Source organism: Lactobacillus sp. N54.MGS-719, assembly GCF_000980505.1.
Classification (GTDB): domain Bacteria; phylum Bacillota; class Bacilli; order Lactobacillales; family Lactobacillaceae; genus Lactobacillus; species Lactobacillus amylovorus.
The window spans coordinates 21,444-43,122 of sequence record NZ_LARO01000008.1 but is presented as its reverse complement, the minus strand read 5'-3'; the positions used below and the strand labels follow the sequence as shown (position 1 = coordinate 43,122).

19 protein-coding genes and 1 riboswitch are annotated in these 21,679 nt (G+C 40.1%); of the genes, 15 read left to right on the top strand and 4 right to left on the bottom strand.

Translation table 11 applies throughout. The features are described from left to right. Nucleotides 1-24 precede the first annotated feature (24 nt). Nucleotides 25-188, top strand: a riboswitch (M-box (ykoK) riboswitch). A gap of 76 nt (nucleotides 189-264) precedes the next feature. From mgtA to WS44_RS02680, 11 genes are all read left to right on the top strand, one after another. Then, complete coding sequence (gene mgtA, locus WS44_RS02730; protein ID WP_013641436.1) at nucleotides 265-2,928, top strand: magnesium-translocating P-type ATPase; 2,664 nt, start codon at nucleotides 265-267, stop codon at nucleotides 2,926-2,928. A gap of 95 nt (nucleotides 2,929-3,023) precedes the next feature. Continuing rightward, on the top strand, nucleotides 3,024-5,000 hold the full coding sequence (gene metG, locus WS44_RS02725; protein ID WP_013437070.1) for a methionine--tRNA ligase: 1,977 nt from the start codon (nucleotides 3,024-3,026) through the stop codon (nucleotides 4,998-5,000). Then, nucleotides 5,000-5,767, top strand: coding sequence for a TatD family hydrolase (locus WS44_RS02720; RefSeq protein WP_046432969.1), 768 nt, complete (start codon nucleotides 5,000-5,002; stop codon nucleotides 5,765-5,767). The genes metG and WS44_RS02720 overlap by 1 nt, the downstream gene beginning before the upstream one ends. Beyond that, a complete protein-coding gene (gene rnmV / locus WS44_RS02715; RefSeq protein WP_013437072.1) occupies nucleotides 5,754-6,320 on the top strand; it encodes a ribonuclease M5 in 567 nt (188 codons plus the stop codon). Before WS44_RS02720 ends, rnmV begins: the two co-directional genes overlap by 14 nt. Then, nucleotides 6,310-7,194 carry a 16S rRNA (adenine(1518)-N(6)/adenine(1519)-N(6))-dimethyltransferase RsmA gene (gene rsmA, locus WS44_RS02710; RefSeq protein ID WP_046432966.1) on the top strand — a complete coding sequence of 295 codons (885 nt, stop codon included), beginning with the start codon at nucleotides 6,310-6,312 and terminating at the stop codon, nucleotides 7,192-7,194. Before rnmV ends, rsmA begins: the two co-directional genes overlap by 11 nt. Nucleotides 7,195-7,255: 61 nt before the next feature. Next, complete coding sequence (locus WS44_RS02705; protein WP_013437074.1) at nucleotides 7,256-7,513, top strand: Veg family protein; 258 nt, start codon at nucleotides 7,256-7,258, stop codon at nucleotides 7,511-7,513. A 106-nt stretch (nucleotides 7,514-7,619) separates the two neighbouring features. Further along, entirely contained in the window at nucleotides 7,620-8,450 is an 831-nt protein-coding gene (gene purR, locus WS44_RS02700) for a pur operon repressor (RefSeq protein ID WP_013437075.1), read from the top strand. A gap of 47 nt (nucleotides 8,451-8,497) precedes the next feature. Continuing rightward, the gene (gene glmU, locus WS44_RS02695; protein WP_013437076.1) at nucleotides 8,498-9,883 is read left to right on the top strand and encodes a bifunctional UDP-N-acetylglucosamine diphosphorylase/glucosamine-1-phosphate N-acetyltransferase GlmU; all 1,386 of its coding nucleotides are present in this window, start codon (nucleotides 8,498-8,500) and stop codon (nucleotides 9,881-9,883) included. A 152-nt stretch (nucleotides 9,884-10,035) separates the two neighbouring features. Continuing rightward, complete coding sequence (locus WS44_RS02690; RefSeq protein WP_046432963.1) at nucleotides 10,036-10,806, top strand: SLAP domain-containing protein; 771 nt, start codon at nucleotides 10,036-10,038, stop codon at nucleotides 10,804-10,806. Between the two features lie 133 nt (nucleotides 10,807-10,939). Further along, nucleotides 10,940-12,700, top strand: a complete 1,761-nt coding sequence (locus tag WS44_RS02685) for an SLAP domain-containing protein (RefSeq protein WP_046432960.1) — start codon at nucleotides 10,940-10,942, stop codon at nucleotides 12,698-12,700. A gap of 240 nt (nucleotides 12,701-12,940) precedes the next feature. Continuing rightward, entirely contained in the window at nucleotides 12,941-13,915 is a 975-nt protein-coding gene (locus WS44_RS02680; protein ID WP_013437079.1) for a ribose-phosphate diphosphokinase, read from the top strand. Nucleotides 13,916-14,017: 102 nt separating this feature from the next. Here WS44_RS02680 and WS44_RS02675 read toward each other — a convergent pair whose 3' ends face one another. Beyond that, the gene (locus WS44_RS02675; RefSeq protein WP_013641441.1) at nucleotides 14,018-15,445 is read right to left on the bottom strand and encodes a 6-phospho-beta-glucosidase; all 1,428 of its coding nucleotides are present in this window, start codon (nucleotides 15,443-15,445) and stop codon (nucleotides 14,018-14,020) included. A gap of 139 nt (nucleotides 15,446-15,584) precedes the next feature. Beyond that, nucleotides 15,585-16,307: a MurR/RpiR family transcriptional regulator gene (locus tag WS44_RS02670; RefSeq protein ID WP_013641442.1), complete on the bottom strand. Its 723-nt coding sequence runs from the start codon at nucleotides 16,305-16,307 to the stop codon at nucleotides 15,585-15,587. A gap of 195 nt (nucleotides 16,308-16,502) precedes the next feature. On the opposite strand from WS44_RS02670, the gene WS44_RS02665 reads away from it, so the two are divergent. Together WS44_RS02665 and WS44_RS02660 are read left to right on the top strand one after the other, a co-directional pair. Next, entirely contained in the window at nucleotides 16,503-17,840 is a 1,338-nt protein-coding gene (locus WS44_RS02665) for a PTS sugar transporter subunit IIC (protein ID WP_013641443.1), read from the top strand. 77 nt (nucleotides 17,841-17,917) lie between these two features. Next, complete coding sequence (locus WS44_RS02660; protein ID WP_046432955.1) at nucleotides 17,918-18,829, top strand: ROK family protein; 912 nt, start codon at nucleotides 17,918-17,920, stop codon at nucleotides 18,827-18,829. Nucleotides 18,830-18,870: 41 nt separating this feature from the next. On the opposite strand, the gene WS44_RS02655 is transcribed toward WS44_RS02660, so the two are convergent. Both WS44_RS02655 and WS44_RS02650 read right to left on the bottom strand, forming a co-directional pair. Then, nucleotides 18,871-19,134, bottom strand: a complete 264-nt coding sequence (locus tag WS44_RS02655; RefSeq protein WP_013437082.1) for a hypothetical protein — start codon at nucleotides 19,132-19,134, stop codon at nucleotides 18,871-18,873. A 28-nt stretch (nucleotides 19,135-19,162) separates the two neighbouring features. Further along, nucleotides 19,163-20,527: an HD domain-containing protein gene (locus tag WS44_RS02650; protein ID WP_046432952.1), complete on the bottom strand. Its 1,365-nt coding sequence runs from the start codon at nucleotides 20,525-20,527 to the stop codon at nucleotides 19,163-19,165. A gap of 114 nt (nucleotides 20,528-20,641) precedes the next feature. On the opposite strand from WS44_RS02650, the gene WS44_RS02645 reads away from it, so the two are divergent. Further along, entirely contained in the window at nucleotides 20,642-21,043 is a 402-nt protein-coding gene (locus WS44_RS02645) for a DUF1934 domain-containing protein (RefSeq protein ID WP_025014757.1), read from the top strand. Nucleotides 21,044-21,089: 46 nt separating this feature from the next. Beyond that, entirely contained in the window at nucleotides 21,090-21,647 is a 558-nt protein-coding gene (rpoE, locus tag WS44_RS02640; RefSeq protein ID WP_046432949.1) for a DNA-directed RNA polymerase subunit delta, read from the top strand. Nucleotides 21,648-21,679: the final 32 nt, after the last annotated feature.

Genomic DNA, 21,679 nt, shown 5'->3' with positions numbered 1-21,679 from the left:
ACACTTTCTTGTGGATATAATTAGCAATTAAACTGTTAGGTGAGACTCCTACGTGAACACACGCTATCGCCCAGAAACATCCAGAGATGCCAACGGGTTAAATAGGTGTCGTCGACTTAAGGCGAGATCCAGATAGCTAGCATGTGCTTACGTCACGTAGTGTTAAAACTGAACGACGAGTATGACAAAGCCTTATTAGGTCACCTACAGAAACAGTAGGTGGCTTTTTTGTTTTGCTTGTCAATTAAATGAGAGGAGCAAAGAATGGTAAAAGCAGCTGGCAAAAAGCAGTCAAATGTCGACATTCAAAGGATTCAGCAGATTGCACGCGAATCGCGTAGTGAGACGCTAGCGCGACTTCAGGCAAGTGCTGAAGGACTTTCCACGAATAAGGCTGAAGAAAATAGAAAAGAATATGGCGAAAATAGGATTAGGACTAACTCCAATGCTTCTAATTGGCGATTGCTGTGGGAATCAATCGCTACTCCGTTCACGCTTGCTTTAATTGGATTAACTATTTTAACTTCATTTACTAGTTATATATTGGTGCCACAAGATAATAGTGATATAGATACAGTCATTGTGATGATCATTATGTTGATCATTTCTGTGGTAGTAAATTTTGCCCAAAAGATTAGGATTGCCAAAGTAACTGAAAAATTGATGGACATGGTTTCGGTAACGACTAACATTCGTCGGGATGGTAAAAACGTGGAACTGCCCACCGACGAAGTAGTTGTGGGCGACGTGATTAATTTGTCTGCCGGCGACATGATTCCTGCAGACATGAAGCTCCTTACGAGTAAGGACCTGTTTTGTTCATACAGTTATTTGGATGGCGACTCGGAACCAGTAGAAAAAATGGCCAATGTGACCATTAAACCGAGTATGCAGGACTATTTGAACTACCCTAACATTTTATATGAGGGAACGACGATTGTTTCTGGCTCGGGTAGCGGCATTGTTTTTGCGGTCGGCAACAATACTGTCTTTGGCAAAAAGGTGCAGGAAATTTCACGCAAGAAGGTAAAGACGACCTTATTTGATCGTGAGATGAGACAGTTAGCCAAGATTTTGATCGTCACGGCTGCGATTTTAATTCCGCTTTTGTTCATTATTAATGGCCTGACTAAGGGTGACTGGGGTGAAAGTTTGATCTTCGCCTTGGCGGCCGCCGCAGGGATTACGCCAGAAGTTTTGCCAATTATCGTTAACAGCAACTTGACTAAAGGGGCACTGGAAATGTCCAAAAAAGGTGTCGTAGTCAAGCAGATGAATGCCATTCAAAATCTGGGCTCAATTGATACTTTTTGTATCGATAAAACGGGGACTTTAACGCAAAACAAGGTAGTGCTGGAGCGGCACTATGACTTGGAGATGCAAGAAACGCCACGAATTTTGAAGTTCTCGTATTTGAATGCCTACTATCAAACTGGAATGAAGGATTTGATTGATAAGGCCGTAATCGATGCGGCGGGTGACGAGCTTGACGTCAATGAAATCCAGCGTGACTACAACAAGATCGACGAAATTCCGTTTGATTATACACGCAAAAGAATGAGCGTCGTGGTGGTTGATAACGATGAACACCACGGCCAGCACATGTTGGTTACAAAAGGCGCCGCTGAAGGGATGCTCAATATTTCTGATAAAGTAGAAATTAACGGTAAAAGTGAAGAGTTGACCGATGACTGGCGCAAAAAGATCTTAAAGCAGATCGATGAATTAAACGATGATGGCTTGCGTGTGCTTTTAGTAGGCTACAAGTTAAATCCAGCTCCAGTTGGAGAATTTTCAGCTAAGGATGAAAATGATTTAACCATTGTGGGCTATCTTGCATATCTAGATCCACCAAAGGAAAGTACTAAGGAAGCCTTACAAGCTCTTAGAAATGACAATATCGATGTCAAAATCTTTACCGGTGACAATGAGGCGGTAACGCGTGCGATTGCTTTGCAGGTGGGCTTAAACGTTGATACTGTTTACGATGGTGAACAAATCGAAAAGGCGAGTCCAGAAGAATTAGCTGAGATCGTTGAAAAGTGCGATATCTTTGTTCATTTAACGCCAGAACTTAGAACCAGGATCATTGAAGCGTTAAAGAAAAATGGTCATACAGTTGGCTACATGGGCGATGGCAATAAAGACGCTCTTGCCATGAAGGTGGCTAACGTGACGGTTACCTCAGAAAACTCGGTTGATATTACGAGAGAATCTGCAGATATCATTTTTAAACAAAAAGATTTGCAGCTGCTTGAAGAAATGGTGATTACGGGGAGAAAGGTCTTCTCCAATACGATGAAGTACATCAAGACCTTCCTTGTAACCAACCTCGGCAGTATCATCACCATGGTTGTGGCTTCACTGATTTTGCCATTCTTACCATTATTGCCACTGCAATTGTTGATTCTTAATTTGATCTACAGCATCAGCTGTTTGGTAATTCCATTCGATAGTGTTTCGAAGAGCTATGTTAAAAAGCCACAGAAATGGTCGATCAGAAAATGGCCTAAGTTTGTTTTAGCCTTTGGCCCGATTCCTGCGATTATCGACTTTATTGCGATGGCAATGATGTTTTACGTGGTTTGTCCATATTTGGTTGGTTCAAACTACCATCACTGGGTCTTCATTTCACTGTTTTACTCAGGGATTTTTATTGAATCACTGTGGACAAGAGAAATGGCAATCCACGTTTTGCGTGACGAAAGATTTCCATTCTTTGGTCAACATGCAACACCAATCGTCTTCTTGGTTACCTTTTCACTAGCAATTTGGGGTTCGGCATTGCCATCTTCCAGCATCGCTTCAAGCTTAGGGATGACGAATTTGCCATTCAGCTTTATGCTGGTTGTGTTGGTTCTTGAAATAATTTATATTTTGCTTAACACGATCGTGAAGAAAATATATTTGAAAAATGGAAAATTTTAGAAAAAAGGAATTGGATTATTTCCAATTCCTTTTTAATATTGTTTTCGTGGTAAGATAGAATAGATATTTTAGACAAAAAAGGAGCATGAATATTAATGGCTGATAAAGATACTTTTTACATTACAACCCCTATTTACTACCCATCCGGTAGATTAACTATTGGTAATGCTTATACTACAATCGCAGCTGATACTATGGCTCGCTACAAGCGCGCACAAGGCTATGACACCTTCTTCTTAACAGGTACTGATGAACATGGCTTAAAGATCGAACAAAAGGCTGAAGCACAAGGAATCAAGCCACAACAATTCGTTGACAAGATGGCTGATTCTTACAAGAAATTATGGAAGAGCCTTGATATTTCTTACGACAAGTTCATTAGAACTACTGATGAACAACACGTTAAGGCTGTTCAAAAGATCTTTGAAAAGCTTTTAAAGAAGGGCGACATCTACTTAGGCGAATACACTGGTTGGTACTCAGTTGAAGACGAAGAATACTTCACTGAATCACAACTTGCCGAAGTTTATAAGGATGATGACGGTAACGTAATCGGCGGTAAGGCTCCAAGTGGTCACGAAGTACGTTTGGTTAAGGAACCTTCATACTTTTTCAAGATGAGCAAATACGCTGATAGATTGGTTGAATACTACAAGGAACACCCTGACTTTATTTTGCCTCATTCTCGTGAAAAGGAAATGATCAACAACTTTATTAAGCCAGGCCTTGAAGACCTTTCAGTTACTCGTACTACAGTTGACTGGGGTATTCCTGTACCAAGCGATCCTAAGCACGTTGTTTACGTTTGGATCGATGCTCTTTCAAACTATATCACTGCCTTAGGTTACGGCTCAGACGATGATTCATTGTTTAAGAAGTACTGGCCAGCAGATGTTCACTTGGTAGGTAAGGAAATCGTTCGTTTCCACACTATTTATTGGCCAATCATGCTCATGGCTCTTGATTTGCCACTTCCAAAGCACATTATTGGTCATGGCTGGGTATTAATGAAGAACGGTAAGATGTCTAAGTCTAAAGGTAACGCAGTTTACCCAGAATCACTTACTAGCCGTTACGGCGTTGACCCACTTCGTTACTACTTGATGCGTGCACTTCCATTTGGCGCTGACGGTATCTTTACTCCAGAAGACTTCGTTGAAAGAATCAACTACGACTTGGCAAATGACTTGGGTAACTTATTGAACCGTACTGTTTCAATGATTAACCAATACCAAGATGGCCACGTTGATCCAGTTCCTGTCGCACAAGACAAGTTTGGCAAGGATTTGCAAGATACTGCTGCTAGCGTAATCGACGAATACAGAGAATACATGGATTCACTCCACTTCTCACAAGCTTTAGACAGTATTTGGAAGCTTATCGCTCGTGCTAACAAGTACATCGATGAAACTACTCCTTGGGTTCTTAACAAGGAAGGCAAGAAGGAAGAACTTTCACACGTAATGTCTAACTTGGCAGAAAGTCTTCGTTTGATCGCAATTATGATTGAACCAGTAATGACTGAAACTGCACCTAAGATGTTTGAACAACTTGGCTTGAACTGGGACGATGAAGACCAAAGAGGCTTATCATTTGGCGACTTTGCTTGGGACACTAAGGTAATCGAAAAGCCAAAGCCAATCTTCCCAAGACTTAAGGCTGAAGAAGAAGTTAAGTACATCAAGGATGAAATGGCTAAGGCTAAGCCAAAGAAGACCACTAGAAGCGAACAAAAGAAGGGTAACGAAATTACCATTGATGACTTCGACAAGGTTAAGATCCAAGTAGGTCAAGTTTTGTCAGTAGAACCAGTTCAAGGTTCAAAGAAGTTGTTGATGTTCAAGCTCGACTTTGGCGATGGTAAGGAACGTCAAATTTTGAGTGGTATCCGCAAGTTCTACCCAGACGCAAGCGAATTGCTTGATAAGAAGGTCTTGGCAGTTACTAACTTGAAGCCACGTAAGATGCTTGGTCACTTAAGTGAAGGTATGCTTTTGTCTAGTGAAAAAGACGGCAAGATCAAGTTGGCAATTGTTGGTGACGAACACGCAAACGGAGCTGAATTAGGTTAATGGAAATCATTGATAACCATACTCATTTAAACGATGAGCCGTTTCGCGGCAAGGAACAATATTACCTTGAACGCGCAAAAGCTTTGGGTGTAACCAAGGTGATTTGCGCAGGACAAGATCCTGATTTTAACCAGCGTGCAGTCGATTTGGCACAAAAATTTGATAATGTTTATGCGATGGTCGGTTACTGTCCCGATGTTGCTAAAGACTATGATCAAAAGGCCGAAGATAAGCTGGTTGAACAATTGAAAATGCCTAAGGTAGTTGCGATGGGTGAAATTGGTCTTGATTATTATTGGGACGAATCACCTCGCGATGTGCAACGTGAAGTATTTGCAAGACAAATTGAAGTAGCACATGACTTGAAGATGCCGGTTGATATCCATACTAGGGATGCCTTTGAAGATTGCTACGACATTTTGAAACACAGCAATCTTGAATATGGGGCAATTTTGCACAGCTTTAATGGTGGCGTTGATTGGTTAAACAAGTTCTTAGATTTAAACGTCTACTTCTCATATTCCGGTGTTGTTTCTTTCACTAAGGCAACGGAAGTGCATGAAAGTGCCAAGGCAGCTCCACTTGATCGAATCTTGGTTGAAACTGATGCGCCATATTTGACGCCTAAGCCATACCGCGGTCACCAAAACGAGACGGGTTATGTGCGTTATGTGGCCGAAGCCATCGCTAAGTTGAAGAATATTCCACTTGAAGAAGTGGCAGACGCTACTTATAAAAATACAGTGAGAGTTTATGGTCTTAAATAAAAAGAATTTTGATGCGGTAATCGTTGTTGAGGGGAAAGACGATACTATCCGTTTAAAACAATTTTTCCCAGGAATTGAGACGGTTGAAACAAACGGTTCAGCTGTTTCTGATGCTGTTTTAAAGCAAATAAAAAAGTTAAGTCAGACCAGACAAATTATTGTTTTTACGGATCCTGACTTTAATGGCGAACGAATTCGTCGTATTGTAACTAATGCGGTTCCGAACGCTAAGCAGGCCTTTATTACGCGTAAGGAAGGCGAGCCTCATAAAAAGGGCAGCCTTGGCGTTGAGCATGCCTCAAAAGAAGCGCTTGAACGGGCCCTGAAGGATTTGCATGAAGTTGATCCGCAAAAGAGCGATTTAACTGAAACTGAATATCGCAAGCTGGGTTTAGCAGGCGGCAGTGGTTCACGGAAATTACGCGAACAAGTCGGTATTAAGTTAAGCGTAGGCTACGGCAATTCCAAGCAATTTTACAATCGCCTGCATACCTTTGGCGTTTCGCTTGATGAACTTAAGCAGGCTGTAGAGGAGATTGAAAATGGCAAATAATATTCCAATTGGCTCACCAGTCAGAACAAGAGCGATCATTAACCGTTACTTTGTTAAAGCTAAGAAAAATTTAGGACAGAACTTTTTAGTTGACCAAGCTGCTATCTTGGGTATTGTCGAGTCAGCTGATATTCAACCTGGCGATCAAGTAATTGAAATTGGTCCTGGGATTGGATCATTGACTGAGCAATTGCTTTTAGCTGGAGCTAAGGTGTTTGCTTATGAAGTCGACGACAGCTTGCCTGAAATTTTGCATAATGAATTACCCAAAAAGATTGGGGATGCGCCATTAGATGAACGCTTTAAGTTGATACTTAAGGATGTATTGAAGGCTAACTTTGAAGAAGACTTGGCTGGCTTTTTCGATATGAGTAAGCCAATTAAGGTCGTCGCTAACTTGCCTTACTACATTACAACGCCAATCATTTTTGCTTTGGCTGAATCAGATTTGCACTTTGCCAGTTTAACCTTGATGATGCAAAAAGAAGTGGCTGAACGACTTGAAGCAAAGCCAGGCAACAAGGAATATGGGCCACTCACTATTTCCGTTCAAACTGAAATGAACGTTAAGCTGGCGCTTGAAGTAAAGAGCTCATCATTCATGCCACGTCCTAAGGTTGATTCTGCGGTAGTTGTTTTGACGCCACTTGCTGAAAAGCCAGCGATTAACGATAGAAAACACTTTATCTGGGTAGTGAAGATGTGCTTCTCACAAAGAAGAAAGACTTTGAACAACAACTTGAAGACTTTGATTCCAGATAATGATCAGCGTGCAGCTTTGATTAAAGAATTGGGCGTTGATCCGAGAGTTAGACCTGAAGATTTAACAATTGAACAATTTATCAAAATAGCTAGCAATATTCCTGCTAAATAGTGTACAATATTGATTTTATTATATAATTATGGTAGAATTCGTAAGAAGGAGTTGTTGCTTAGTGCCAACGTCAATTATGACAATTAAACAGAAGTTGGATTCTCACTTAGGTGATACCATAACAGTAGTAGCTCAAGCGGGTCGTAAGAAGGTTACAAAAAGACGGGGAATTTTAAGAGAAACATTCCCTGCAGTGTTTGTGGTTGATTTAGATCAACATCAAAATAACTTTAAACACGTTTCTTACAGTTATACAGATTTATTAACTAAGAATATTGCATTAGAGTTTGATGATGAGGCTGAAGAAGCCGAAGCTTAATTATAATTTACAAAAAGTCACTAGCATTTTTGAAATGTTAGTGATTTTTTTTGTCTTTTAGAGTATATTTATTAAGTATAAAACCAAACATTAGAAAGGAAATATCATGAAACGTTCAGAAAGATTGGTGGATATGACCAAATATTTAATGGAACGTCCTCATACGCTAATTGCACTACCATTCTTTGCTAAGCGTTACGGTGCAGCTAAATCATCTATTTCAGAAGATTTAGCTATTTTGAAGCATACGCTTGCAAGCAATCAAGACGGCGTGTTGGAGACCGTAGCAGGCGCAGCCGGTGGCGTACGCTACATTCCATTTTTAGGTCAAAAGCACGCAGAAAAGTATTTATCAGATTTGTCATCAAGAATCGAAGATCCAAGCAGAATTTTGGCAGGGGGCTTTGTTTACCTGTCAGATATCTTGGGCGACACGCAAGACTTGCGTCGTATTGGTGAATTGATCGCAACTCGCTATGCATATGAAGATGTCGATGCCGTAATGACAGTTGAAACTAAGGGTATTGCTTTAGCTCAAGCCATAGCCCGATACCTTAATGTGCCATTCGTGACCGCAAGAAAACGCTCAAAGGTTACCGAAGGTGCAACAGTTTCAGTAAACTACATTTCTTCATCTTTATCTCGTGTATCAAAGATGGAATTGCCTACTCGCGCACTTAAAAAGGGTTCTAAAGTTTTGATCGTCGACGACTTTATGAAAGGCGGCGGCACTTTAACTGGTATGGAGGAACTAGTTAAGGAATTTGACGGAACTATTGCCGGCGTGTGCGTACTTTGCGAAGCTGATTTTGATAAAGAAAAGTTAATCAACAACTATCTATCACTGGTTAAGATCAGCAAGATTGATACCGAAAAGAAGCTTATTTTAGCAGAACCTGGCAACTTCTTAGATGAAACTGATTTCGACCGTTTTTAAAATGGTATACTAGAACCAAGTTTTAATTATTAAGAGGTTAATTACTAATGGAAAAATATGTAGTTGTTCTTGCTGCAGGCAAGGGCACCAGAATGAAATCAAAGTTATATAAGGTATTACACAAAGTTTGTGGCAAGACTATGGTTGAACACGTAGTTGATGCCGCTCGTGGCGTTAACCCTGCCAAGATCGTTACTGTTGTTGGTACAGGTGCTGGCGAAGTTGAAAAGGTTTTAGACGGCAAGTCTGACTTTGCTTTCCAAGAAAAGCAACTTGGTACTGGTGACGCGGTAATGACTGCTAAGGAAGAATTAGGTGATAAAGACGGTGCTACTTTGGTAGTTACTGGTGATACTCCTTTATTTACCACCGAAACTTTTGACGAATTGTTCAAGTACCACGCAGAAAAGGGCAACGCTGCTACTGTTTTGACTGCTGAAGCACCTAACCCATTTGGCTATGGCAGAATCATTCGTGATGACCAGGGCAACGTTTTAAGAATTGTTGAACAAAAAGACGGTAAGCCAGAAGAATTAAAGGTTAAGGAAATTAACACTGGTGTATTCTGCTTTGACAACAAGAAGCTTTTCGAAGCTTTGAAGCACGTTGACAACAACAACGCACAAGGTGAATACTACTTGACTGATGTGCTCGAAATCTTGCGTAACAGTGGCGAACGCGTTGGTGCTTACAAGATGCCAGACTTCAGTGAAAGTCTTGGTGTAAACGACCGTATTGCCTTAGCACAAGCAACTAAGACCATGCAAAGAAGAATCAACGAAGAACACATGCGTAACGGTGTTTCATTCATCGATCCTGATACTGCTTATATTGATGCTGGCGTAAAGATCGGCAACGATACTGTAATTGAAGGCAACGTTGTGATTAAGGGCAACACCGAAATCGGTAGTGATTGTTACATCACTAATGGTTCAAGAATTGTTGATTCTAAGATCGGCAACCACGTAACCATTACTTCTTCAACTCTTCAAGAAGCTGAAATGGATGACAATACTGATATTGGTCCTAACTCACACCTTCGTCCAAAGGCAGTTATTCGCAAGGGTGCTCACATTGGTAACTTTGTTGAAATCAAGAAGGCTGAAATTGGCGAAAACAGTAAGGTAGGTCACTTGACTTATGTTGGGGATGCTACTTTGGGTAAGGATATTAACGTCGGTTGTGGTACCATCTTCTCTAACTACGATGGTGTTAAGAAGTTCCATACTAATGTTGGTGATCACTCATTCATCGGTGCTGGTTCAACTTTGATCGCTCCAATTAATGTTGCTGATCATACATTTATTGCTGCTGACTCAACCATCACTAAGGACGTAGACAAGTACGACATGGCAATTGCTCGTGGTCGTCAAGTCAACAAGCCAGACTACTGGCACAAACTTCCTCTTTCAAAAGACAAAGATTGGGAATAGTTTTAAAAAAAATAAAGCAGCAACCCTAGTTCAAACGGACTAGGGTTCTTTTGATAAAAAAGTATTAAGGCTAAAGTATTTATTTGCAAAATTATATAAGAGCCCTACAATATATTTACACAGAATATTTTTAACGAGGTAGGTATATATTTATGAAGTTAAGTCATAAGTTAATGATGGTATCAGCAGCAGTTTTAATGGGCGTTAGTCCAGTTTTAGGTATGGCATCAAGTAGCGTACAAGCTGCACCAGTTGCACATGCAAAGGGCGTTAACAACACCTACGGCAAGAATAGTCGTGTTGAAATGACTAAGACCATGAAGTTCGTTGACAGAAACGGTAAGAAGACTTCAAAGACTGCTACTAAGGGTGGCAAGTACACTATTTGGAACGTTAAGACTATCAATGGTCAAGTTTACTACAGTATCCAAACTGATTTGAAGTACTGGATTCCAGCTTCAGCAACTCAAGGTACAGTAACTTACAAGTCAGGCAACACTACATACACTCTTAAGTCAGACGGCAAGAAGGTAACAACTACTACTTCAACTGCTAAGAAGAGCACTGCAAAGAAGACTACTAAGACCACTAAGTCAGACACTTCTTCAAAGAAGACCTCTACTAAGACTTCAATTAAGTCAAACAGCAACTCAAAGACTACCAAGACTACTACTAAGTCAACTTCAACTAAGAAGACTACTAGCAAGAAGGCAGCCGTTAAGCCTGTAAAGATTACTATGAAGAACAAGGCTTACGTTTACGACAAGAATGGTAAACGTGTAAACAATTACTTAAACACTAAGTACATCGGCAAGGGCGTAACTGTTAATGGCTTAGGTACTAAGACTATCAAAGGTGTTAAGTACTACGCTTTACAACCAAACCGTTACTACGTTAAAGCTTCAGATGTAACTGTTAAGTAATAATTTGCAATAAAAGATACCTTTTTGTTAAGAAAAGATGTCTTTTTTTGTACTAAAATTGGCAAAATTCGGTTTTGGATTTACAATATATAAATGAATTTAATTTTTAGTTTAGATTTGAGGTAAACAATAGATGAAATTAAATCATAAGTTGATTATGGTATCAGCAGCCGCATTGATGAGTGTTAGTCCACTTGTAGCTAACACCCAAAACTCAGTTCAAGCTGCAACAACTACTAAGTCATCAAGCAAGACCACTGCAAAGAAGACTACTACTTCAACCAAGAAGACTACTGATAGTAAGTCAAACTCAAAGAGTACTTCATCAAAGAAGGCAGCAACTAAGACTACTGCTAAGAAGTCAACTTCATCAAAGGCTACTTCAAAGGCATCTTCAAACGACATTACTTTAGCTCGTAACGCTTATGTTTACGACAAGAACGGTAAGCGTATCACTAATTACTTAGACACTAAGTACATTGGTAAGGGCGTAACTGTTAAGAGTATGGGAACTACCAAGATCAACGGTGTTCTTTACTACAGCCTTGGCAACAATGCTTACATTAAGGCCGCAAATGTAGTTGGTGGTGCAAATGCTTCATCATCAAGCAAGACTACCACTTCAACCATTAAGAAGACCACTTCAACCACTAAGAAGACCACTTCAACTAAGAAGTCAACTACTAGCAAGACCACTTCAACCAAGAAGACTTCAACTAAGAAGGATTCAGACATGGATGCTATCAAGGTTAAGTTGATCCACAACGCATACGTTTACGACCAAAATGGCAAGCGTATCAAGAAGTACAACGGTAAGACAAAGCTTACTAAGGGTACTACTGTTAACACATACGGTACTGACACTATCAATGGTAAGGATTACTACCAACTTAACGCTGCAGGTACTGCATTTGTTAAGGCAAGCAACGTTGACTCAGCCAGCAGCGTAACTATTACCATGAAGAAGAATGCCTACATCTACGATGGTAACGGTGATACTGAAAAGAAGACCGTTAAGAAGGGCAAGAAGGTAAAGGCTACTGAAGCAAGATACATTGGTACTAAGCTTTACTACAAGATCGGTGACGATCAATTCGTAAAGGCTGCTAATGTTGGTAAGGTTTCAAGCAAGCTTGATCCAGTTAACGAACCAGACGGCAGCGCAACTGTAGATGACAACTCATCATACGATACTAATTTGAATGCATCAATCGTAACTACTACTAAGGTTGCTCCACTTTACGACATCAAGGGTCAAGCAGACTCAACTAGATCATTCGGTGCTGGCCAAAAGCAACAAGTTTCAGAATTAAGATACATTGCTACCTCAGCTAACAGCACTCCAGAATTGTTCTACAAGTTAGCTAGTGGCAGAGGCTACTTAAAGTATACTGACGTTATCTACAGCGGCAAGACTTTAAGCCCAGTTAACACTCCAGAACAAGCTTTAACTGAAGTTACTGTAGCTACTGCAGCTGATAAGGCTAAACTTACTCCAAGCATCAACGAAGCAAACGCTATTAAGAACACAGATGCTTACAAGCTTGCTTCATCAAGTGCTAAGAGTGCATACGACAAGGCAATTACTGACGCTACTGCTGTAAACAACAACGCTAGCGCAACTGTTGCACAAGTTAACGAAGCTATCGCTAACATCACTAGTGCAAAGGCTAAGCTTGACGGTAAGAAGGTTACTGTAGCTAACTTAAGCAACTTAACTCCAGATGAAGTTTCCGCAATTGTTAAATTAGTAGCTTCAGTAAACAACGTTCCAGAAAGCAACGTTCAATTTACTAACAACAACACTACTTTGGCAATCGTAACTAACGGTTACACTCAAGCTTTGAACATTAATGACTATGCTCAAGTAGGTACTACTACTAGCAACAACTAATAGTACTGAAAACAAAAATAAGGCGTACATCCAATAGATGTTACGTCTTATTTTTTAGGATATTTTCGTTGTACTCGAAAGTACACATATATTCTAACTTTTTTAAGACTTAATAGTTAGTGCTTTTGTTGTTTTTTTACTATTGAAGCAAAAATCTTGTTATAATTAAAGAGTATGTAGTTCTTTTTGAAACAACTTTTGCTAAAATAGAGCTGGTTAAATTTTTTTACGGAGGAAATTATGTCCTATAAAGACGATATGATGATTTTTGCCCTCAACTCAAACGTGCCATTGGCTCAAAAGATTGCGGACCGTGTGGGCATTCCACTTTCTAAGTCAAGCGTTGAACGTTTTAGTGATGGCGAAATTCAAATTAATATTGATGAAACTGTACGTGGTAAAGACGTCTACCTTGTTCAATCAACAAGTGATCCAGTAAACGATAACTTGATGGAACTTTTGATCATGATCGACGCTGTACGTCGTGCTAGTGCTCGTACAATTAACATTGTAATGCCTTACTATGGTTATGCTCGTCAAGACCGTAAGACTCGTGCACGTGAACCAATCACTGCTAAGCTTGTTGCTGATATGCTTCAAACTGCAGGTGCAGATCGTATCCTTTCACTTGACTTGCACGCACCACAAATCCAAGGCTTCTTCGATATTCCAGTTGATAACTTGATGGGTGCTCCTCTTCTTGCTGACTACTTCTTACGTAATCATCTTGAAGAAAACGCAGTTGTTGTTTCACCTGACCACGGTGGTGTTAACCGTGCTAGAAAGCTTGCTGAATTCTTAGGTTGTCCTATCGCGATCGTTGATAAGCGTCGTCCTAAGGCTAACGTTGCCGAAGTTATGAACATTATCGGTGATGTTAAGGGCAAGCGTGCAATCATTATCGACGATATGATCGATACTGCTGGTACTATTACTTTAGCAGCTCAAGCATTGATCGATGCAGGTGCTACTGAAGTTTACGCTAGTGCAACTCACGCCGTTCTTTCAGGCCCAGCCATCAAGAGATTGAATGATTCACCAATTAAGAACTTAATTCTTACTGACTCAATCAACCAACCAGCTGAAAAGAAGTTGGACAAGATGCTTTTAGTATCTGTTGGCCCACTTATGGGTGATGCTATTAAGTGCATCCAAGAACACAAGGCACTTAGCCCATTGTTCGATAACAGATACGAAGCTGACAAGAACAAGTAAAAATTATTTGAAGATAAGAAAAACGACTAGTCTAATTGACTAGCCGTTTTTTTCATATGTTTGAGAGAGTTTTTGAAATAAATGTAATGAAAAGTAAATATTTTATAAATCGGCTCCGTTAGATTCGATGACCTTCTTGTACCAGTCGAATGAATCCTTCTTGTAGCGTTTCATAGAGCCATTGCCATGATTATCTTCGTCAACATAGATAAAACCGTAACGCTTGTTCATTTCGCCGGTTGATGCACTTACTAAGTCGATGCATCCCCATGGCAAGTAGCCCCATAAATCTACGCCATCTTCTGTGACAGCTTTTTTCATCTCCTTGATATGACTACGCAAGTATTCGATGCGGTAATCATCATGAACCTTGTGATCGTCTGTTAGTTTGTCGTAAGCGCCAAGACCATTTTCAACGATGAATAATGGCTTGTGCCAGCGAGTAGTCATCCAGTTTAAGGAGTAGCGCAAACCAACTGGATCAACAGGCCATCCCCAATCGCTTGCCTTAACGAATGGATTTTCAACTAAATCACTATATTCGCGATAATCCATGTGGTCAGTGTATTTAACTGCAAAGGACATGTAGTAGGAGAAGGCGATGTAGTCAACTGTACCATGTTTCAAGATTTCGAGATCTTTATCGGTGATGTCTAAGTTGTAGTTTTTGTTTTTGAAGTATTGAGTAAGCCATCTTGGATATTCACCGTTAACTTGAACGTCGCCGAAGTAGAGGCGAGAGTCCATTGCTCTTTGGGCAAAGAGGATGTCTTCTGGCTTAGGGGATGCAGGATAAATTGGGCAGAAGGCAAGCATACAGCCGATTGGCATATCTGGATCGATTGCGTGACCAATTTGTACGGCTTCAGCACTAGCGACCATTTCATAGTGAGCAGCTTGGTACATTAGCTTTTGCTTGTCGTCGCCTTCCTTGAATTTGATGCCTGAGTTTTCGTAAACGGAGATATCACTTTCATAGTTAGCTTGATTGTTAATTTCGTTGAAGGTCATCCAGTACTTGACCTTGTTGTGATAGCGTTCGAAGCAAATATGAGCAAAGCGAGTGAAGAAGTCGATCAACTTTCTATTGCTCCAGCCGCCATATTCAGTTACAAGGTGATATGGCATTTCGAAGTGAGAAAGGGTTACGACTGGTTCAATGCCGTATTTTAAGCATTCATCGAAGACGTCGTCGTAGAATTTTAATCCTGCTTCGTTGGGTTGTGTTTCGTCGCCATTAGGGAAGATTCTGGTCCAGGCAATTGAGGTGCGAAAAGCCTTGAAACCCATTTCGGCCATTAATTTGATGTCTTCTTTATAGTGATGATAAAAATCAATGGCTTTGTGGTTAGGGTAGTATTTATCCTTTTCGATGGTGGCAGTCAATTCACGAGGGTGATTTGGTCCGCCGAGAGTCATGAGGTCGGCGATTGAGATGCCTTTGCCGCCTTCATTGTAGCCACCTTCGAGTTGGTGAGCGGCGACGGCGCCACCCCATAGAAAGTTTTTAGGGAAAGTAGATTCAGTCATAATAAAAAACTCCTTTTGTCTAACTTGTTATAAGCATTATATGAAATCGATTTCATAAATGATAGACAAAAGGGGCTTTTAGGAATGGTTCGATAAAATGGCTGGTTGTACCTAAAGTGAAACAGGGTGTTTCATCTATTTATTGTTTTTCTTTTTCAATTAAAATATTGACGATTCCTTCAACCAAATACATTACAGGTACTTGTGAAGAAAAGTCGTAAGCTTCTTTTCTAACCATTTGTTCATGGTAGGTAAGGGAATAACGGCTCATTTTTGCGATAGCGCTAGTTTCATCGCCGGTGATGCTGATTAGAAGGATATCGTCATTGTTGACAAATCGATTGATCATTTCCACCATTTCAGTGGTATTGCCTGATACAGAAAAGCAAATAATGACGTTATTGGTAGTATTTTCCAATTTGGAAACGAGCGGATAGAACGGATCCGTGACAGGAGAGGTGTTTAATCCTAGAGCTGCCATCTTTCTTGCGGCATATTCTGCTAAAAAGGCTGAATCACCCATTCCGATAGTAATAATGTTGTCTGCTTGATAGATTTTATCTGCAACGATGTTCAGCTTGCTCAAAGTATCGCTAGGGAAGTTATCTTCGGTAACGTAATGTACTTTCACGTTGTGCAGGCTTTGGTGATTGTTTTTTAAATAAGCTTTGAATTCAGGGAAGCTGTTAAAACCTATCTTATGAATAAAGCGCATAACAGAAGAACTAGAGACGTGCGCTCCTTGGGCAATGTCTCTGACGCGCATGTAAATTACCTTATCATTGTTTTGTTCGATATAACGATAGATAGTCATATCAACGGTAGATAGTTTTGATAAATCTTTAAATCCAAAAAATGCCATAATCTTATTCCTTAATGTGAAAACTTTAAACTAATTGTACTATATTGGAACACTGTGTTCCAATCACGAAATATTGAGCTTAAAAACAGTATGATACCTATCTCCTCCCAAAGCCTTGTCTAATAGCAAGCGCTTTTATAGAATTAAAGATGTCAAATGAAAACACGTTAATAAAAAAGTTGGAGGAATTTTTTTATGAAGAATTTTATTAACAATAAAATATTGCCGCCAATTATGAAGTTTGTTAATACAAAAGCTATTATTGCCTTAAAGGACGGTATGCTTTTGTCATTACCATTCATTATGATCGGTTCTTTATTCTTACTGCTTGCTTCATTCCCAATTCCAGCAGTTGCTAATTGGATGAATCAAACAGGTTTGACTCCATTTTGGAATCAAGCTTACAATGCTTCATTTGGTATTGTATCTGTATTTGCCGTTGTTGGTATTGCTTATCAATGGGCTAAGAATGAAGGGGTTGAAGGACTCCCTGCTGGTATGACTGCTTTCGTAGGATTCCTAATTTTGATGAATTCTACTACTCCAGTTATGAACGGAACTAAAACCGTTGTTTCTGCTCAACAGGCTCCAACTCTTTTAACAGGATTTATTGATCGTACTTGGCTTGGGGGTCAAGGGATGATCGCTGCGATCATTGTTGGTTTAGTTACTGGTTGGATTTATAGTTGGTTTGTTAAGCGTAAGATTACTATTAAGTTGCCTGAACAAGTTCCACCTGCAGTTGCTAACTCATTTATTGCTTTGATCCCAGCAGCTGTATTGACTGCATTATGGCTTCTTGTATATATCTTCTTTGAAAAGGTAGCTCATACTACTTTAACTCAATGGATTTACGCAACTATTCAAACACCACTTCAAGGTATAACCGACTCATTTGGTGGTATCTTAGTTTTGACTTTGCTAGTACCATTCTTCTGGTTCTTTGGTGTTCACGGTTCAACTTTGGTTGGTGGTATTGCTGGTCCAATTTTGAGTGCCAACGCTTTGCAAAACGCAGCTATCTTTAAGAAATACGGTTACGTAGACGCTGCACACGGTGGTCACATCGTTATTCAAGGTTTGTTTGACCAATTCTCAACTGTAACTGGTGCAGGTATGACTATCGGTTTGGTTGTCTTCATGTGTTTCATGGCTAGATCAGCTCAAATGAGAAGTATTGGTAAGTTGGCATTGGTTCCTGGTATTTTTAACATTAATGAACCTGTATTATTCGGTGTTCCTATTGTTATGAACCCAATGCTTGCACTTCCATTCTTTATCATGCCACCACTTTCAGCTGGTTCAACTTACTTGTTAATCAAAGCAGGTATCTTGCCATACCTTAACGGGGTCCAGGTTCCATGGACTACTCCACCTGTAATTTCTGGTTTCTTAATCGGTGGTTGGAAAGTTGCTATTTGGCAGGCTATTATCTTAATCATTTCATTCTTTGTATATTTGCCATTTGCACGTAGCTATGACAACATGCTTTACAAACAAGAACAAGCTGCCAAAGCTAAAGAAGAAAAATAATTTAAAGTAGAAAAAATGAGCTTTTATCTCTATCATTTAATTTGTAGATAGAAGCTCATTTTTAATAGGGGAAAATAATGAAAAAATATCTCTCAATTGACATTGGCGGAACGAATCTGAAGTATGCCTTAATCGACGAAAAAGGACATATTCTAGAAAAAGACCGCGTTAAAACAGATGCAAAAAATCTTACGGCATTTATGGAAAACATGTATGAGGTGATCGATTCATATCAGGATCAATTTGAAGGTATCGCAATCTGTGCACCAGGTAAGATCGATACTGAAAATAAGATCATTTATTTCGGTGGTGCGTTAAAGTTCCTTGATGGTTTGAATCTTCAGGACGCATTAGGGGATAAATACAATGTGCCAATCAGTGTGGAGAATGATGGCAAAGCAGCAGCTTTATCAGAGCAATGGCTTGGCGAATTGCGCGGAGTAGATACTGGTGTTGCAATTACTCTAGGCACCGGCGTTGGCGGCGGTGTCGTTGTTAATAATCATCTTTTGCATGGCTGGACTTTCCAAGCCGGTGAGCTTAGTTGGATGATTACTAATTCTGGTATCGGCACAAAGAACAAGGCTGCATATACTGGTGATAATTGTTCTGCCGTTAATATGGTTAAAAAGGTAAATCTAGCTCTTGGAAATAAAGATTTAGATGATGGACTTACTGCCTTTGAAGCGATCAATAATGGTGATTTACGTGTATTGGCAATTTTTAAACGTTACTGCCGCAACGTTGCGATTATGATTATTAATATTCAAACTGTGATCAATGCCTCGAAGTTTGTGATTGGTGGTGGCATCAGCAACCAGCCAATCTTGATTGAAGAAATCAATAATCAATTAGCTAAAATTCTGGAAATCAACCCAATGATTGGCAAGCAGATGATCCCACCAAAAATTGTTGCCGCAAAGCATGGCAACGATTCTAACTTATATGGTGCCTTGTATTCGCTTTTGCTTGAACTGAATAAGCAATAAAAAACAGCCTAGTTCGTTTGAACTAGGCTATTTTGATCTACTTATTTTTTAACGTCTGACATGAACTTAGCAATGCTTACGCTAGCTGCCGCAACACAAGCGACCATTGCTGTCTTACAACTAATGTCGACAATATCTTTGACTAAATCCTTATTTTCATGGATAAATTTGAAAGATGCATTAGTGTAATCCATGCAGTAGCCGTGAATAGTGTTCATCAGGTCTTTCACTTGAGTGTAGCCACTCTTTTCAGCACGTTTTGGTTCATCCTCTGGGTTGATTTGAGTTCTTACATCATTGTTCATAACAAATACCTCACTTTCACCTTATATTCTACCTTTTTCTAGGTCTTCTTAAGTACCTTAATGCACCATTTTTAATATATTTTTGAAATTGCTCGTAAAGTGGGTCAAAGATCTGAGGCTGCTCTTCATTGTGGGACAACATTGTCTTAGGGAAGAAGAAACGCTCGTCACCTTGGAAGGTACCGTTTAAGGCGCAAACCAATGGACTTAATTGCGATAATTCGATTAAGCTACCATCATCTTGCATGATTTCAATTTGGCTGTTGGCATTTTTACCAGTAGGCTTGTAAGCATCGTATGGTTCGTCAAAAGCTGAGTTAGTAGCGGTGTAGTAATCTGGGTTGAAGCCGGCTTGCTTGATCAAATTCTTCAATTTTGGCAACAAGTTCTTAGTTTCTTCATCGATTCTGACACTAGCGAGTGGCTTTCTGTATAAATAGCGCTTGGCTAAATCAGATAAAATGGGATCTTGCGCTTCTGTCCACATCAAGAAGTTAGTTTCCATGACGCCGTCGTCTAACTTTAAGTAGTCTTCAAGCGCCCAGTTGCCAGCCAAAAACTTGGCCAAACTTGGTGTAACTTTTAAATTGCCTTCTTTGTAAATGTCTTGAGCGCGTTCAAGCAAATGATGTAAGATAACTTCCATTGAACGACCAACGCGGTGGAAGTAGACTTGTTGGTACATTTGGTAACGTGACACGATATAGTCTTCTACGGCATGCATCCCGTTATTGGTAAAGCAAATGCCACCTTGGTATGGGCGAATCACGCGCAAAATGTGGGACAAATCAAAGCGTCCGTAGTTAACGCCAGTGAAGTAGGCATCACGTTGCAAGTAGTCCATTCTGTCGGCATCAGCCTGACTTGAAATCATCTTAACTACTTGAGGGTTAGGGTAAGTTTTAGCAATTACGCTAGCAACTTGTTCAGGAAAGTTTGGCGCAACTTGTTTTAATGCCTTGTTGATTTCAGTATTAGGATCCTTGATGATCTTTTGCCCAATCTTTTCGTGGTTGGTGCCAAAAAGGTGCTCGAATGTGTGCGAATAAGGGCCGTGGCCGATGTCGTGAAGCAGGCCAGCACATTCTACTAACAGACGGTTATCATCGTCCCAGAGGCCGTCTCCTGGTATTATCGAAGGATATTTCTTTGCGAAGATATCGCAGATGCGGCGCGTTAATTCATAAACGCCCAAGTTATGTTCAAATCTGGTGTGCGTTGCCCCAGGAAAGACATAGCTGACAGGTCCAAGCTGCTTAATTCTGCGCAGCCGCTGGAATTCTTTTGATTTTACGATATCGAAGATAACTTTATCTTCAATATGGATGTAGCCGTGCACCGGGTCACGGAGTACAACTTCTTGTTTTAGTTTTTTACTTTGAAATCTTGCCATAAACATTCACCAAGCTTGTTAATTTAATTTTTGAAAAAATATATTAAAATAGAGTATACCTATATAAATTATAGCAAAGATGTGTCTGAAGTGCTTAACGGAAGGGATGAGAGCGTGACCGATATTACAATCAATTTAACTAGCAAAATTACTCAAGATAACGATACTGAAACTTTTACCAGAACAGCACCAGGAAAGATGACCGAAGACGGGGACATTATTCGCATTTCCTACGCTGAAGAGGGTGCAATTCCCGTCAAAGTGCTTTTAAAGGACGACAAATTGTTGATCAGACGAGGCGTTGATCACAACAACTACTCGTTCATGAAGTTTGTTCCCGGTGAAAAGGAGAGCTGCCGTTATGTAGTTGAAGGCAGACAAATGGATATGGTCAGCGTGACCAACCTGCTCGAATACACAGAAGATGAAGGTTCTCATAAACTTCGGGTTGAATATGACCTCTTTAATGGACTATACTTAATAGGTAACTATGCAGTCACGTTGATTTTTACTTAAACGCCTAGTAGAATAGTAAAGATTGTAAAAGAGAGGACGTACAGCTGTGGGATTAGACAAATTTAAAGACAAAAACCGCGACGAATTATCAATGATCGAAGTTGCTCGTGCAATTTTGGAAGATAATGGTAAGAGAATGGCATTTGCCGATATTGTTAATGCCGTACAAAAATACTTGAACAAGAGTGACGAAGAAATTCGTGAACGTTTGCCACAATTCTATACTGACATGAACACCGATGGTGAATTTATTTCCATGGGTGAAAATGTTTGGGCACTTCGCTCATGGTTCCCATACGAATCAGTTGACGAAGAAGTTAACCACCCAGAAGATGAAGACGAAGACGATGCACGTAAGCACCACAAGAAGGTTAATGCCTTCTTAGCCAGTGCAACTGGTGACGATGACATCATCGACTACGACAATGACGACCCAGAAGACGACGACTTAGATGCCACTGCTGATGATAGCGATGACGACTACGGCGACGCCGATTCTGATTACGATGAAGATAACGATGATACTGATGACGTATTGCCAGACGGTATCGAAGGTCAATTGTCACAATTAAACGATGACGATGATGAAGAAGAAGATAATTAATTTGCTTGACGCTTGACTTAAGAAGAAAAAGC